This is a genomic window from Brevundimonas aurifodinae (assembly GCF_040195595.1).
Taxonomy (GTDB): domain Bacteria; phylum Pseudomonadota; class Alphaproteobacteria; order Caulobacterales; family Caulobacteraceae; genus Brevundimonas; species Brevundimonas aurifodinae.
This window is the reverse complement of the sequence record NZ_JBEGDD010000004.1, coordinates 111,669-124,869: the sequence shown is the minus strand read 5'-3', so window position 1 is coordinate 124,869 and position 13,201 is coordinate 111,669. Positions and strand designations below refer to the sequence as shown.

Below are 13,201 nucleotides of genomic sequence, written 5' to 3'. Positions count from 1 at the left end.
ATTCCTTATTGAAAACAGGTCCTGAAAAGATCGAGACGGCCTGAACGCGCCCGCATACGCCGGTCCGCTATAGTTTGGGCATGACGGGATATCAGGACAGACCGGGGCGGCCCCCGGCGGGCGACGACGACTGGGCCCTGCAGCGCAAGGCGAACCAGCGGCGTCTGATCGAAGCGGCCGAAGCGCGCCTGTTGAACGAGACGATCGCCGACGACGACGCGGTGGCGGCCGACCGGCATGTGCGCGCGATCACCAATCTGGCGAAGGCGGTGGTGGCGGTGGAGGCGATCCGGCCACCGCGCCCTACGCGCGCCGACCAGGAAAATGAGGAAGACATGGGCAGACGCCAAGATGACGATCCAGCCGTTGTGGCAGCCCTGCGCGCCGAGCTGCGCGAGCGATACGATCTTCTCGAGGCCAAGAGAGAGCTTCGAAGCCGGGCTGATGGCGTTGGATCAGGAGGGGCTTCAGAAGGAGAAGGCCTGGAACCCCAACCTTGGGGACCATCAGGAGCCGCCGACGACGGACTGGCGCACCTGGCTGATGCTTGGGGGACGGGGCGCGGGCAAGACCTTCGCCGGGGCCTTCTGGCTGCATGAGCTGGCGCGCAAGACGGACAACCTGACACTGGCTCTGGTCGGACCGGCGCTGCACGACGTGCGCGAGGTGATGGTCGAGGGGCCGTCCGGGCTGAAAGGCGTGGCCGCCGAGGGGGAGCGGCCCCGCTGGGAAGGGGGCCGAAAGCGGCTGATCTGGAAGAGCGGCAGCGTGGCCTATGCGTTCTCGGCCGAGGACCCGGACAGCCTGAGAGGGCCCCAGTTCCACGCGGCTTGGGCCGACGAATTCTGCGCCTGGCGCGAGCCCGACCGGGTGATCTCGAACCTGAGGTTCGGCCTGAGGCTGGGCCCGGCGCCGCGGCTGGTGGTGACGACGACGCCCCGGCCGACCCCGGCGCTGAAGCGACTGATGGCCGAGCCGGACCTGGCGACGAGTCGGGGGGCCACGGCGTTGAACGCCAAAAACTTGTCGCCCGGGTTCCTGAGCCATGTACGGCGTCTGTATGGCGGCACGCGGCTGGAGGCGCAGGAGCTGGAAGGGCTGGTGGTCGAGGCGGACGGGGCGCTGTTCCGGGCCGAGGACCTGGCGCGGGCGAAGGGCGCGCGACCGGCCTGGCTGGAGCGGATCGTGGTGGCGGTCGATCCGCCCGCGAGCGCCCATGGCGACGCCTGCGGGATCGTGGCGGCCGGGCGTCGGGACGGCAGGGCCTTCGTGCTGGCCGATCGATCGGCGCGGGGGCTGAGCCCCCTGGGCTGGGCGAGACGCGCGGTCGACACGGCCCGGGAGTTCGGAGCGACCGAGATCGTGGCGGAGGCCAACCAGGGCGGCGAGATGGTTCGCACCGTCCTGGTCCAGGCCGGCTGCGCGACACCGATCCGCCTGGTTCACGCCTCGCGCGGAAAGCGGGCGCGGGCCGAGCCGGTGGCGGCCCTGTACGAGCAGGCGCGGGTGATCCACTGCGCGGCCATGCCGGCGCTGGAAGAAGAACTGATGGCCCTGGGGGGCGAGGACACGCGCCGCAGTCCGGACCGGGCCGACGCCCTGGTGTGGGCGGTGACGCATCTGCTGCTGGCCCGCGGCGCGGGGCCGCGCCTGAGGGTGCTGTGAGCCCGAATATCGACAGACGAGGAGAGACCCATGTCCATAGACACCTATGCCGCCTTTGCGGCCTCGCCGTCCGCGCCCGCGCGGCGCTTGCAGGCGGTGACCCCGGCTGACGGGGCCGACCTGCCGTCGCTGGCCAAGGCCCTGTTCATCGGGGCGGCGGGCGACCTGAGGATCGTGCCGGTCGCCTCGCTCGACGGCGAGGCGGTGACGCTGAAGAACCATCCGATCGGCTATGTCGCCGTGCAGACGCGCCGGGTGATGGCCACGGGGACGACGGCCGCCCACATCGTGGCCCTGTTCGACTGATGATCGGTCTGGACCTGAGCACGCCGACGGTGGCGTTGCGCGGCGCGGTCCCCTTGCCCCTGCTGATCGATTTCGCCGAGGGACGGTATCAGAGACAGGGTCTGGTGGCGGCCAGCTTCACCGATCTGCCCGGCGCGAGCTTCGGCCGGGCTGGGGTCGGTCTGGCGCCGCGCGCCGACGGGACCCTGGCGACGGCGGCGGCCAACATGCCCCGGATCACCGACCGGGGGCTGTTGCTGGAGCCCGAGGCGACCAACCTGTTCACCCATTCCAACGATTTCGCGAACGCGGTCTGGGCCGGGGTGGGGACGCGGGCCGGCGGCTTTCCCGCGCCGGACGGGACGAACACGGCCGTCGAAATCACCATGCCCAACATGGCCACCGTGCTGGTGAGGGCCCTGACGGGAGTCGGCGTGACGGGCGGGATATCCGGCAAGGTGTTCGTGAAATCCGCCGAGAGCCAGCCCTGGAACTTCCTGGTCCGGAACAACACGACGGCCCAGAACCTGAACGAACGGTCGATCGACCTCTCGACGAACCCGTCCGGCACGGTGAACGGCTGGACCGTGACGCCGATGGCCGGTGGCTGGTTCGAGGTGGCCTTCATCCGGACCCTGGGCATTGGGGCCGGCGATGCGATCGCGATCTACTATGGCAACGCAGGCGCGAACCAGAACGGGCGCAAGCTTCAGGTCTGGGGCGGAAACTTCTTTCAGTCGGCCACCCCGGGCTCGCCCATCCCGACCGGCGCGAGCCCTGTCACGCGAGGCGCGGACATGGCCAGCGTCGTCGTTCCGACGAACGCCACCACCTGGGAAGCGGTCCATGGCGACGCGAACATCGTGGTCGGTGGGTCGGTGACGCCCGGCGCGACGTTCGACCTGGTCGCCGGCCGGCCGTGGCTGAACGGCTTCCTCAAGCGGCTGACCATGCGCTGAGGGGCTTCAGGCCCCCACCCAGACGATGTTTCGACCGGAACCCGGTCAAGGAGACCCCATGCCCCTGTTTCCCTGGCGGCCCGGCAGGGCCGCGCCCGAAGCCAAGCAGAGCCGAAGCGGGCCGCTGATCGCCCTGACCGGGGCGGGGCGGCCCCGGTGGACGCCGCGAGACTATGCCAGCCTGGCGGGCGAAGGGTTCGCCCGCAACGCCGTGGCCTATCGCTGCGTGCGGATGATCGCCGAGGCCTGCGCGGCCACGCCCCTTGTGGTGTTCGTCGACGGGGTCCGCGACGACGCCCATCCCGTCGCGCGGCTGATGCGCAAGCCGAACCCGGAACAGTCGGGCGCGGAGTGGCTGGAAGGGTTGTACGGCGCGCTGCAGACGGCGGGGAACGCCTATGCGGAGGCGGTCGGAGACGCACTTTCCGATGCCGGATCCGCAAGCGGATCCGGTGGCCCTGAGGAGTTGTGGACCCTGCGGCCCGACCGGGTGACGGTGGTTCCGGGCAAGGCCGGGTGGCCCGAAGCCTATGAGTATTCCGTCGGCGGACGATCGGTGCGGATCGCGCGGGCGGCGGACGGATGGATGCCGGTGATGCATCTGAGGCTGTGGCATCCGACGGACGATCATTACGGCTTTTCGCCGATCGAGGCGGCGGCCTCGGCCATCGATGTGCACAACGCGTCGGGGGCCTGGAACAAGGCGCTGCTGGACAATGCGGCGCGGCCCAGCGGGGCCCTGGTGTTCGACAGCCGCGACGGCGAGCACCTGACCGAGGCGCAATTTGCCGCGCTGAAGGCCGAGCTGGCCGACGCGCATTCGGGGGCGGGCAATGCCGGGCGGCCACTGGTGCTGGAAGGCGGGCTGGACTGGAAGCCGATGTCGATGAGCCCGGCCGACATGGACTTCATCGCCGGGAAACACGCGGCGGCGCGCGAGATCGCCCTGGCCTTCGGGGTGCCGCCGCAGCTGCTGGGAATCCCCGGCGACGCGACCTACGCGAACTATCGCGAGGCCAATGCCGCCTTCTGGCGGGGGACGGTGGTGCCCCTGGTGCGCAAGACCGCCGGGGCGCTGAGCGGATGGCTGGGCGGGCGGTTCGAGGGAGTGGAGATCACGCCGGACCTGGACGCGGTGCCGGCGCTGCAGCCCGAGCGGGACGCCCTGTGGGCGCGGTTGAGCGCGGCGAGCTTCCTGACCGACGAGGAGCGGCGGCGCATGGCGGGAGTGGGCGGATGAGCGGGGATCTGAAGAAGCTGGCGACGGCGCTGGGCGTGGCGCTGGCGATGCAGACGATCGCGGGGCTGGTCTGGGCCGGCGGCGCGGCGGCGCGGATCGGGACGCTGGAGGCGCGGGTCGGCGAACAGAGGCTGGTGGCCGAGCGGCTGGCCCGGCTGGAGGCGCAAGGTGAGGCGACGCGGGCGGCGCTGGTGCGGATCGAGACGCGGCTGGAGGAAGCCAGGTGAGGGGCAGAGAGGCGTGTTCTCCCTCCCCCTCGGGGGAGGGCAGGTCGCGAAGCGACCGGGTGGGGACGGCAAGGCAAACCAAGGCAGGCGAGAGTGCGGATCGCCTGGCCGCCCCCACCCGGTCTCCGTTTCACTCCGACCACCCTCCCCCGAGGGGGAGGGAGAGCGAGGGTGCGCTCTTGATCCAGGGCTATGCCTCGCTGTGGGGCGTGGCGGATCTGAACGGGGACGTGGTGGCCAAGGGGGCCTTCGCCGACAGCCTGAGGCGGACGGGCGCGCGCGGGGTGCGGATGCTGCATCAGCACGAGAGCCGCGCGGTGGTCGGGGTCTGGGACGAGGTGATCGAGGACGAGCGGGGCCTGTTCGTCCGGGGACGGATCGCCGACTGGTCGGCCGAGGCGCGCTATGCCCAGGCGCTGAGCCGGGCCGGGGCGCTGGACGGGCTGTCGATCGGGTTCAGGACAGCGAAGGCGCGGCGAGACGGTCGCTTGCGGGTGTTGTCGGGCGTGGATCTGTGGGAGGTGTCGCTGGTGACGTTTCCGATGCTGCCGGGGGCGCGGTTCCGGCCGGTCTAGCGGCGGCCCATGCAGTCGATCCAGTTCAGGGCGCGGGTGACGCCGCCGAGCGCGAACCAGGCGTCAGCGGGGCCGGCCTCGGACTGGTAGCTCCAGCGCATGCCGTTGGAGCGGCGCGCACCCGAGACGATGGCGTCGATCGCGGCGCGATCCGTGACATGGAACTCGTTGACCGTGTTGTCCCGGAATTCGGTCATGCCGACCAGGTCGATGGGACGGCGGCCGAAGGAGACGGACATCGGCTGGCCATCCTCGGTCGCGGACGGGACGACGGAGACCAGGCTGACCTCATGGGGCGCGCCGGGCGTCGGGCGGGCGATGCGCAGCGTCTGCGCATAGTCGTGCGGGTCGTTGGGAGGCGTCAAGGCCAGGACGACCGAGCAGTAGCCGTCGGGGCGGCAGGCCCCCAGGCTGTTCTGGAAATAGGCGCGGGTCTCTCCGAACGTCGAATGGGTGGTCGCCCCGCACTGCTGGGCCGCTTTGGTGGCGCCGGCGCAGGCCAGGAGGGCGGCCGCGAGGGCGGTGGCGCGGATCAGGGACATGGGGGCTCCTTTCGGAAGCTTTGCCGTTTCGAGGCAGCGGAGCATGCGCCCGGGAAGGCGTCAATCGGACGGAAGCTGACGAGCTGGATCAGGGCGTGGGTAGATACTCGGGCGGCAGCGGCACGGTCGGGGATTCCGCCTGCCAGTAGACGCTGACGATCCACCAGCGGGCGCCGTCGTCGAACAGCTGGATCGAGTTGATGCCGCGGAGGAAGGGTTGGGCGTCGGTCGCGGCGCGGCGCGCGTCGTAGGTCGAGAAGACATGGGCGATGCGGCCGAAGCGGTCGACGCGGCGGGCGATCTCGCGCTCGTGGAAGCCGTCGCGGACCAAGGTCGGACCGGCGCGGTCGACATACCCCTGGGGCGTGATGGCGGTCAGGACACCGAGGCCCTGGGGATTGGTCGACGTCGGCATCAGCTGGGCGGCTGGATGGAACAGGTAGCGCATCCGGTCCCAGTCGCGCGCCTCGCCCGCATCGCCGGAGATGACGTCGTAGAGAGCGGCGACGATGGCGTCCAACGAGGCGACGTCAGCGGCGAAGGCGGGGTTCGGCGCGGCGGCGACGGCTGGCGGCGCGGGCGCCGTCTGGGCCAGGGCCGGCGCGGTGGTCGCCAGGGCGAGGCCCGCGAGAACGGCAAGGGTCGATGGACGCATTTCGGAGATCCCCCGGTGAACCCGGGGAGACTGGCGCGAAGAGGGGCTGAGGGGAAGCGGGAAAGACCGGGTCCCTCACCCTTTCGCGCAAGTCCGATCGCTGCGCTCTCGGGCGCTCAAGCCCTCTCCCGGCCGGGAGAGGGAGAACAAGGGAACACCATGAAAGAGACCAAGACGGCTTCGGCTTCGCCCGAGGCGCGGGCGGCGCTGCACGAGATGATGGCGGCGTTCGAGGCGTTCAAAGGGGCCAACGACGCCCGGCTGAGCGAGATCGAGAAGAAGGCCTCGGCCGACGCGCTGCTGGAGGAGAAGGTGGCGCGGATCGACCAGGCGGTGGGTCAGGCCCAGGCGCGGCTGGACCGGGCGATGAGCGAGAGCCGGCGTCCGGGGATTGGGACCGAATCCGCGGCTGGCAGCCCCTCCGTCTCGGCCTTCGGCCGATCCACCTCCCCATTTCATGGGGAGGAGAAGAGCGCGTTCGACGGTTATGTGCGGACCGGGCGCGAGGTGGGGCTGGAGATCAAGGCGGGACTGAGCTCGGCGCCGACCTCGGGCGGCTATGTCGTGCCACCGGAAACGGAGCGGGCGATCGAGCGCCGGCTGATGGCGACCAGTCCGATGCGCGAGATCGCAACCGTGCGGACCGTGGCCTCGGGCGTGTTCAGGAAGCCGGTGTCGACGGCGGGTATCGCCAGTGGCTGGGTCGCCGAGACGGCGGCGCGGCCGGAGACGGATCCGGCCACCCTGGCCCTGCTGGAGTTCCCGGCAGCGGATCTGTATGCCAATCCGGCGGCGACGCAGGCGCTGCTGGACGATGCCCTGGTCGACCTGGACGAGTGGCTGGCCAGCGAGGTCGAGGACGCCTTCGCCGCGCAGGAGACCCAGGCCTTCGTCACCGGCGACGGAACAAATAAGCCGAAGGGCTTCCTGGGCTATTCGATCGTGGCGGACGCGAGCCACGCCTGGGGTGACATCGGCTATGTGGCGTCGGGCGCGGCGGGGGCCTTCGCGGCGTCCAGCCCGGCCGACAAGCTGATCGACCTGATCTATGCGCCCAAGGCCCAGTATCGACCCAACGGGCGGTTCGTGATGAACCGCAAGACGGTGTCGGCGGTGCGCAAGTTCAAGGACGCGGACGGCAACTACATCTGGTCGCCGGCGACGCGGGCGGGGGAGACGGCGAGCCTGCTGGGCTATCCGGTGACCGAGATCGAGACCATGCCGGACATCGCGGCGAACAGCCACGCGATCGCCTTCGGCGACTTCCAGCGGGGGTATCTGATCGTGGATCGGGCGGGGGTGCGGGTGCTGAGAGACCCCTATTCGGCCAAGCCCTATGTGCTGTTCTACACGACCAAGCGGGTCGGTGGCGGGGTGCAGAACTTCGACGCGATCAAGGTGATGAAGTTCGCGGCGAGCTGACGTGATCGTGCTCCCTCTCCCCTTGAGGGAGAGGGCTTGAGCGCCCGAGAGCGAAGCGATCGGTCTTGCGCGAAAGGGTGAGGGGTCTTGCGTCCGAAAGGACAGACCGAGTGTCACCCCTCACCCGCCCGCGCCAGGACGACGGCTGCGCCGCCGTGCGCGGCCTCCCTCTCCCGCAAGGGGAGAGGGGCATCATGAATTTCGGAGAAAACCCATGACCGCACCCGTGAGCCTCACGGAGGCGAAGCTGTTCCTGCGCGTCGAGCACGGCGCCGAGGACGGGCTGATCCAGACGCTGATCGACGCCGCGCGAAGCCGGGTGGAAGGCGAGGTCGGGCTGAGCCTGACCTCGACGTCGCCGGCGCCGTTGCGACTGGCGATCCTGATGCTGGCCCTGCGCGCCTATGAGCGGGGCGAGCGCGAGATGCCGATCCGGCCCATCGAGGCCTGGATCGCGCCGTATCGGGTGGTGCGGCTGTGAGGGTGCTGGGCGAGCTGTTCGAGCCCGTCGAGGCCGAGACGCCGTTCGGCGGGCAGGCGGTGTCGTACGCGTCGCTGGGGTCGGTCTGGCTGAGGCTGGACGGGCGACGGCGGCGGGAGCGATCGGAGGCCGGTGGGCTGGGCGTGGTCGAGGTGGCGACCGCCGAGACGCGGACCGATCCCCGACTGATCGAGGGACGGGTGATCCGCGTGGGCGGGGCCGACTGGCGCATCGTTCAGGCCGACGTCGAGGCGGACAGGCCGGGGCGGTGCGACCTGCAGCTGGAGCGGACGCGATGAGGGATCATGAGAGCGCGCTGCATGTGGCGCTGGTCGCGCATCTGAAGGGCGATCCGACGCTGAAGGCGCTGCTGGGCGATCCGGCGCGGATCTGGGACCAGGCGCCGAAGGGGGCGGTCTATCCGCATCTGACGGTCGGGCGATCCGAGAGCCGGCCGGTGGCGGCGGCGGATTGCGGGGTCGAGCACCAGCTGAGCCTGAGATGCGCCTCGCTGTTCGGCGGTGTGGAGGAGGCCAAGGCCATCTGCGCGGCCGTGCGGGCGGCGGTGCACGAGGCGCCGCTGGAGGCCGACGGAGTCCGGACGGTGAGCGTCCGGGCGACCTTCGTCGATGTGTTCCGATCGGTGGACCATCGGCGGACGTGGGGTGTGGTGCGGCTGCGGGCGATCACCGAGGAGATTTGATCCTCACCCGCGCAGCGGGGGAGGGGGACCATGCGCAGCATGGTGGAGGGGGCGGATGCGAATGCCGGTGTCTGGGGCTGGCCCCCTCCACCGCTTCGCGGTCCCCCTCCCCCGTTCCGCTGCGCTTCACGGGGAGGAGACAAGGATGACCGCACAGCGCGGGAAGGACATCCTGCTCAAGATCGAGCAGGGGGCGGGGACGTTCGTGAGCGTGGCGGGCCTGAGGGCGCGGACGATCAGCCTGAACGCCCGGACGGTGGATGCGACCGACGCCGACAGCGCCGGGCGGTGGCGCGAGCTGCTGGGCGGAGCGGGGGTGAAGTCGGCGGCGGTGTCGGGGCAGGGGATCTTTCGCGACGCGGCGTCGGACGCCCTGATCCGGGAAGCCTTCTTCGACCAGACGGCGAAGACCTGGCGGCTGGTGGTGCCGGACTTCGGCACGCTGGAGGGGCCGTTCCTGGTCTCGGCGCTGGAATACGCCGGCGATCATGAGGGCGAGGCGACCTTCGCCATCAGCCTGGCCAGCGCGGGCGAGATCGGGTTCGCGGCGATATGACCGGCGTGCGCGAGGACTTGCCCCCCTCGGGCCAGATGGCCCTCTCCCCCCAAGGGGGGGAGAATGGCGCGCGGGGGGAGGCCGTGGCGTGGCTGGCGGGCCAGGATCGGAGGCTGTGCCTGACGCTGGGGGCGCTGGCGGAGATCGAGACGGCGCTGGGCCTGCCGGGGGTCGAGGCGCTGGCGGAGCGGATGCGGGCGCTGTCGGCGAATGACCTGATGGTGGTGCTGGCGGCCCTGCTGCGGGGCGGGGGCGAGGGGGTGTTCGCGGGCGAACTGGACCGGGCGGCGGTGACGCCGCGCGAGGCGGCCGAGGCTGTGGCGGCCGGGTTCGCGGCCAGCCTGGATGGCTGAGACGCAATGGGGGGCGATGCTGCGGACGGCGGTGGCGCTGGGGGTGGCGCCGGAGGCCTTCTGGCGGTTGTCGCTGAAGGAATGGCGGATGCTGACGGCGGGGTCGGCGCGGGTCGCGCCCCTGGGGCGGGGCGAGCTGGATCAGATGATGAGGGCGTGGCCGGATTGAGTGTTCTCCCTCTCCCTCGGGGGAGGGTCGCTGAGCGCAGCGAAGCGGGGTGGGGGCCGCAGGGCCTCGCATAGGTAATGCCGAGCATGGCTGCACCGGCCGCTCCCACCCGGTCTCCGCTGCGCTTCGACCACCCTCCCCGTGCCGGGGAGGGAGAAAGGTGACGTATGACCGACGACTTTCGCTCTGACGATCTGGACGGCGTGCCCGCGCGGGCGGCCGAGGCGGCGGCGGCGCTGGAGGCGCTGAGGGAGCCGGCGGAGCGGGCGGCGGCGTCGATCGAGGACGCGTTCGGACGCGCCGGGGCCAGTCTGACGCGGTCGCTGGCGCGGGCGGCGGCGGACGGGGAGGTGTCGCTGGGGGAACTGGCGCGGGCGGTGATCGCGGCGGTTGGCGCGGGCGTCGGCGGGTCGAGCGGGCTGGGGGCGGCGATCGCCCAGGCGGTGGCAGGCGCGGCGGGCTTCGGCGGGGCCAGGGCCGACGGCGGGCCGGTGCTGGGCGGCGGGGCCTATCTGGTCGGCGAGCGGGGACCGGAGGTGTTCCGACCGGATGGGGCGGGGGTGATCGAACCGCGCGGCGGGGGCGGGGTGACGGTGAACGTCACCGTGGACGGCGGCGCGCCGGCGCTGTTGCGGTCGGAGGCGCAGATCGCCCAGGCCCTGGCGAGGGCCGCCGCGCTGGGGGCGCGGCGGCTTTGAACTGGTCAACCGGGCTGAGCGCGGGTTGATGACGGGTCTATTCGCCCTTGGGACTGGGGCCGAAGCGGTTGTCGCCGCGCTGGCCCTCGGCGATGCCGATCCAGAGCAGGAAACCCAGCTGGATCAGGGCGACGATGCCGAGAATGCCCAGGACGGGACCGAGAATGCCGAAGACGACGGCCGGGTCTTCGGATTCCCAGTTTCCGCCGCTCATCAGGGCCGCCGCGCCCACGCTCATGAAGGCCGCGACCACGCCACCGATACCGGCGATCCATGGAATGACGACGAGCCAGCCGCTGTGCCCCATGTCGTGCAGACGCTTCACCGAGATGGCCAGGTTCGGCCAGATCAGGGCGATCGACAGCAGCGTGCCGAGCAGAGGAATCCAGCCCAGGACGACGCCCGCGCCCAGGCAGATCAGCCAGCCGATCCAGAAATGCTGACGCCGGATGCGGCCGTTGAACGACAGCAGGACGTGCTGAAAGTTGAAGCTGTCGATCGGCACGCCAGGCGTCGGCGAAGGGCCGGACGGCGCGGGCGCGGCGGCGAGCAGCATGATGTTGGTCGCCTCGCCCGCCACGGGGACGAAATCGACGCGCAGGCCCGAGGTGACCTGGGCGGGCGGTGAGACCGCCTCGCGCACGAAGCTGTAGCGGATGCCGTCGTCGCCGCTGATCAGGCCGGTGCCCGAGGCGTCGTCGAAGCTGAGAATCTGACCGCGCATTGAACCGGGCTCCCCTGACCGGCGGCCGAGGGGCCGCGTTTCGGGTCGCAGACTGGACGACCGACGCGGGCCAAACAAGTTAATCAGGAGACAGGGATGAGCTTTCACGAAGTGAGGCTGCCTGCCCGGCTGGCGTTCGGATCGACCGGTGGGGTGGAACGTCGGACCGAGGTGGTGACGCTGGGATCCGGGTTCGAGCGGCGGTCGTCCCCCTGGGCCATGGGGCGCAGGCGATACCTGATCGGGGCGAACCTGAGATCGCTGGCCGACATGGCCGAGCTGACCGCCTTCTTCGAGGCGCGGCGGGGGCGGCTGTATGGGTTCCGGTTCCGGGATTTCGCCGATTTCGTCTCGTGCGCGCCGGGGGGGACGCCAGGGTCGGGCGACCAGGTGCTGGAGCAGGGCGAAGGGACGCGGACGGTCTTTGGACTGATCAAGCGATACGGCGATGTCGAGCGACCGATCAGCAAGCCCGTGGAGGGCTCGGTGCGGGTGGCGATCGATGGGGTCGAACTGCCCGTCGACGCGTTCGCGGTCGATGCCACGACGGGGCAAGTCACGCTGGAGACCGCGCCGGCCGAAGGGGCCGAGGTGACGGCCGGGTTCCTGTTCGACACGCCGGTGCGGTTCGACGCGGACCGGCTGGAGGTGACGCTGGAAAGCTTCGATGCCGGGCGGATGGCGGCGGTGCCGCTGATCGAGGTGAGAATCTGACGACAGGCCTCTCCCTCCCCTTCATGGGGAGGGACCGCGAGCCTTGGCGAGCGCGGGTGGGGATGGATAGCGAGTTCGCACGGACGGCCCCACCCGGGCTCCGCTGCGCTTCGCCGCCCCTCCCCATGAAGGGGAGGGAGAAAAACGAATGCGCGACATTCCTATCGAACTGGCCACCCGCATCGAGAGCGGGGCGGCGACGCTGTGTCATGTCTGGATCGCCACGCGGGCGGACGGGGCGCGGATGGGGTTCAGCGACCATGATCGCGCCCTGACGATCGACGGCGTCGTCTGTCGGGCCGAGACCGGCTGGACGCAGGGCGCGGCCGAGACGGCGACGGGACTGACGGCGGGAAGCCTGGCGATCGGCGGGGCGTTGGACGCAGGCGGCGTGAACGAGGCGGCTCTCGTGGCCGGGGCCTGGGACGGGGCGTCGGTCGAGACGTGGCGGGTGGACTGGCGGCGGCCGGACTTGCGGGTGCGGCTGGGGAGCGGGCGGCTCGGCCGGGTGCGGCGCGAGGGCGAGGGGTTCACCGCCGACCTGGACGGGCCGCTGGCGGCGCTGGATCGGGTCGTGGGGCGGACCTATGGGCGGCTGTGCGACGCGGTGCTGGGCGACGCACGGTGCGGGGTCGAGCCCGGTGGTCGGACTTGCGACAAGCGGTGGGAGACCTGTGTCGGGGAGTTCGGCAACGGGGTGAACTTTCGCGGTTTTCCGGAGGTGCCGGGGGACGACTTCCTGACGGCCTATCCGGCGACGGGCGGGCGGCACGACGGCGGGAGCCGGCGGTGAGCCCGATCGAGGTGGCGCGCGGATGGCTGGGGACGCCCTATCGGCATCAGGCGAGCGAAAAGGGCGTCGGGGCGGACTGCCTGGGTCTGGTGCGCGGAGTCTGGCGCGAGGTGGTCGGCGAGGAGCCGGAGATACCGCCGCCCTATGCCGCCGACTGGGCCGAGATCGGTGGGGAGGAGACGCTGCTGGCGGCCGCGCGGCGGCGGCTGGTCGAGAGGCCGGTGGCCGCGATGCGGCCGGGCGATGTGCTGTTGTTCCGGATGTCGGAAGGGGCGGCGGTCAAGCACTGCGCGATCCTGAGCGAGGTCGGTCGAACCGAGCCGCGGATGATCCACGCCTACTGGGGGCGGGCGGTGGTCGAGAGCTGGATGGGACCGTGGTGGCGCAGGCGTCTGGTGGCGGTGTTCGGGTGGCCGGCTGACGCCGACAAAGCGTGAAGG

General features: G+C 71.2%; 21 protein-coding genes. 18 read left to right on the top strand and 3 right to left on the bottom strand.

Features of this window, described 5'->3' with window-relative positions; translation table 11 throughout:
* Nucleotides 1–80 precede the first annotated feature (80 nt).
* From ABN401_RS06320 to ABN401_RS06290, 7 genes are all read left to right on the top strand, one after another.
* On the top strand, nt 81–599 hold the full coding sequence (locus ABN401_RS06320) for a hypothetical protein (protein WP_349683983.1): 519 nt from the start codon (nt 81–83) through the stop codon (nt 597–599).
* The gene (locus ABN401_RS06315) at nt 544–1,665 is read left to right on the top strand and encodes a DNA-packaging protein (RefSeq protein WP_349684112.1); all 1,122 of its coding nucleotides are present in this window, start codon (nt 544–546) and stop codon (nt 1,663–1,665) included. The genes ABN401_RS06320 and ABN401_RS06315 overlap by 56 nt, the downstream gene beginning before the upstream one ends.
* A 30-nt stretch (nt 1,666–1,695) precedes the next feature.
* Entirely contained in the window at nt 1,696–1,971 is a 276-nt protein-coding gene (locus tag ABN401_RS06310; RefSeq protein WP_349683982.1) for a spike base protein, RCAP_Rcc01079 family, read from the top strand.
* Complete coding sequence (locus ABN401_RS06305) at nt 1,971–2,909, top strand: phage head spike fiber domain-containing protein (protein WP_349683981.1); 939 nt, start codon at nt 1,971–1,973, stop codon at nt 2,907–2,909. The genes ABN401_RS06310 and ABN401_RS06305 overlap by 1 nt, the downstream gene beginning before the upstream one ends.
* A 58-nt stretch (nt 2,910–2,967) precedes the next feature.
* On the top strand, nt 2,968–4,149 hold the full coding sequence (locus ABN401_RS06300) for a phage portal protein (RefSeq protein ID WP_349683980.1): 1,182 nt from the start codon (nt 2,968–2,970) through the stop codon (nt 4,147–4,149).
* Nucleotides 4,146–4,376, top strand: coding sequence for a hypothetical protein (locus ABN401_RS06295; protein ID WP_349683979.1), 231 nt, complete (start codon nt 4,146–4,148; stop codon nt 4,374–4,376). Before ABN401_RS06300 ends, ABN401_RS06295 begins: the two co-directional genes overlap by 4 nt.
* A gap of 104 nt (nt 4,377–4,480) precedes the next feature.
* Nucleotides 4,481–4,951: an HK97 family phage prohead protease gene (locus tag ABN401_RS06290; RefSeq protein WP_432763527.1), complete on the top strand. Its 471-nt coding sequence runs from the start codon at nt 4,481–4,483 to the stop codon at nt 4,949–4,951.
* Here ABN401_RS06290 and ABN401_RS06285 read toward each other — a convergent pair.
* Together ABN401_RS06285 and ABN401_RS06280 are read right to left on the bottom strand one after the other, a co-directional pair.
* Nucleotides 4,948–5,493, bottom strand: a complete 546-nt coding sequence (locus ABN401_RS06285; RefSeq protein WP_349683977.1) for a hypothetical protein — start codon at nt 5,491–5,493, stop codon at nt 4,948–4,950. The genes ABN401_RS06290 and ABN401_RS06285 overlap by 4 nt on opposite strands.
* Nucleotides 5,494–5,581: 88 nt before the next feature.
* A complete protein-coding gene (locus ABN401_RS06280; RefSeq protein ID WP_349683976.1) occupies nt 5,582–6,148 on the bottom strand; it encodes a hypothetical protein in 567 nt (188 codons plus the stop codon).
* A gap of 159 nt (nt 6,149–6,307) precedes the next feature.
* Between ABN401_RS06280 and ABN401_RS06275 the strand changes: the two genes are divergently transcribed.
* From ABN401_RS06275 to ABN401_RS06240, 8 genes are all read left to right on the top strand, one after another.
* Complete coding sequence (locus ABN401_RS06275) at nt 6,308–7,570, top strand: phage major capsid protein (protein WP_349683975.1); 1,263 nt, start codon at nt 6,308–6,310, stop codon at nt 7,568–7,570.
* Between the two features lie 214 nt (nt 7,571–7,784).
* The gene (locus ABN401_RS06270) at nt 7,785–8,051 is read left to right on the top strand and encodes a head-tail connector protein (protein ID WP_349683974.1); all 267 of its coding nucleotides are present in this window, start codon (nt 7,785–7,787) and stop codon (nt 8,049–8,051) included.
* Nucleotides 8,048–8,350 (top strand): phage head completion protein, encoded by a 303-nt coding sequence (locus ABN401_RS06265; protein WP_349683973.1) that lies wholly within the window; start codon nt 8,048–8,050, stop codon nt 8,348–8,350. The genes ABN401_RS06270 and ABN401_RS06265 overlap by 4 nt, the downstream gene beginning before the upstream one ends.
* A complete protein-coding gene (locus ABN401_RS06260) occupies nt 8,347–8,754 on the top strand; it encodes a DUF3168 domain-containing protein (protein ID WP_349683972.1) in 408 nt (135 codons plus the stop codon). The genes ABN401_RS06265 and ABN401_RS06260 overlap by 4 nt, the downstream gene beginning before the upstream one ends.
* Before the next feature lie 145 nt (nt 8,755–8,899).
* Nucleotides 8,900–9,310 carry a phage major tail protein, TP901-1 family gene (locus ABN401_RS06255; protein ID WP_349683971.1) on the top strand — a complete coding sequence of 137 codons (411 nt, stop codon included), beginning with the start codon at nt 8,900–8,902 and terminating at the stop codon, nt 9,308–9,310.
* 35 nt (nt 9,311–9,345) lie between these two features.
* A complete protein-coding gene (locus ABN401_RS06250) occupies nt 9,346–9,663 on the top strand; it encodes a GTA-gp10 family protein (protein ID WP_349684111.1) in 318 nt (105 codons plus the stop codon).
* Nucleotides 9,656–9,832, top strand: a complete 177-nt coding sequence (locus ABN401_RS06245) for a phage tail assembly chaperone (RefSeq protein WP_349683970.1) — start codon at nt 9,656–9,658, stop codon at nt 9,830–9,832. Before ABN401_RS06250 ends, ABN401_RS06245 begins: the two co-directional genes overlap by 8 nt.
* Nucleotides 9,833–9,999: 167 nt before the next feature.
* Complete coding sequence (locus ABN401_RS06240) at nt 10,000–10,530, top strand: phage tail tape measure protein (protein ID WP_349683969.1); 531 nt, start codon at nt 10,000–10,002, stop codon at nt 10,528–10,530.
* A gap of 37 nt (nt 10,531–10,567) precedes the next feature.
* Here the strand turns inward: ABN401_RS06240 and ABN401_RS06235 are convergent, their stop codons facing one another.
* Entirely contained in the window at nt 10,568–11,254 is a 687-nt protein-coding gene (locus tag ABN401_RS06235) for a DUF805 domain-containing protein (RefSeq protein ID WP_349683968.1), read from the bottom strand.
* 96 nt (nt 11,255–11,350) lie between these two features.
* Here ABN401_RS06235 and ABN401_RS06230 point away from each other — a divergent pair, with 96 nt between their 5' ends.
* The 3 genes from ABN401_RS06230 (at nt 11,351) to ABN401_RS06220 (ending at nt 13,198) form a co-directional block, all read left to right on the top strand.
* On the top strand, nt 11,351–11,968 hold the full coding sequence (locus ABN401_RS06230) for a DUF2460 domain-containing protein (RefSeq protein ID WP_349683967.1): 618 nt from the start codon (nt 11,351–11,353) through the stop codon (nt 11,966–11,968).
* A 148-nt stretch (nt 11,969–12,116) separates the two neighbouring features.
* Entirely contained in the window at nt 12,117–12,761 is a 645-nt protein-coding gene (locus tag ABN401_RS06225; RefSeq protein WP_349683966.1) for a baseplate hub domain-containing protein, read from the top strand.
* On the top strand, nt 12,758–13,198 hold the full coding sequence (locus ABN401_RS06220) for an NlpC/P60 family protein (RefSeq protein WP_349683965.1): 441 nt from the start codon (nt 12,758–12,760) through the stop codon (nt 13,196–13,198). The genes ABN401_RS06225 and ABN401_RS06220 overlap by 4 nt, the downstream gene beginning before the upstream one ends.
* Nucleotides 13,199–13,201: the final 3 nt, after the last annotated feature.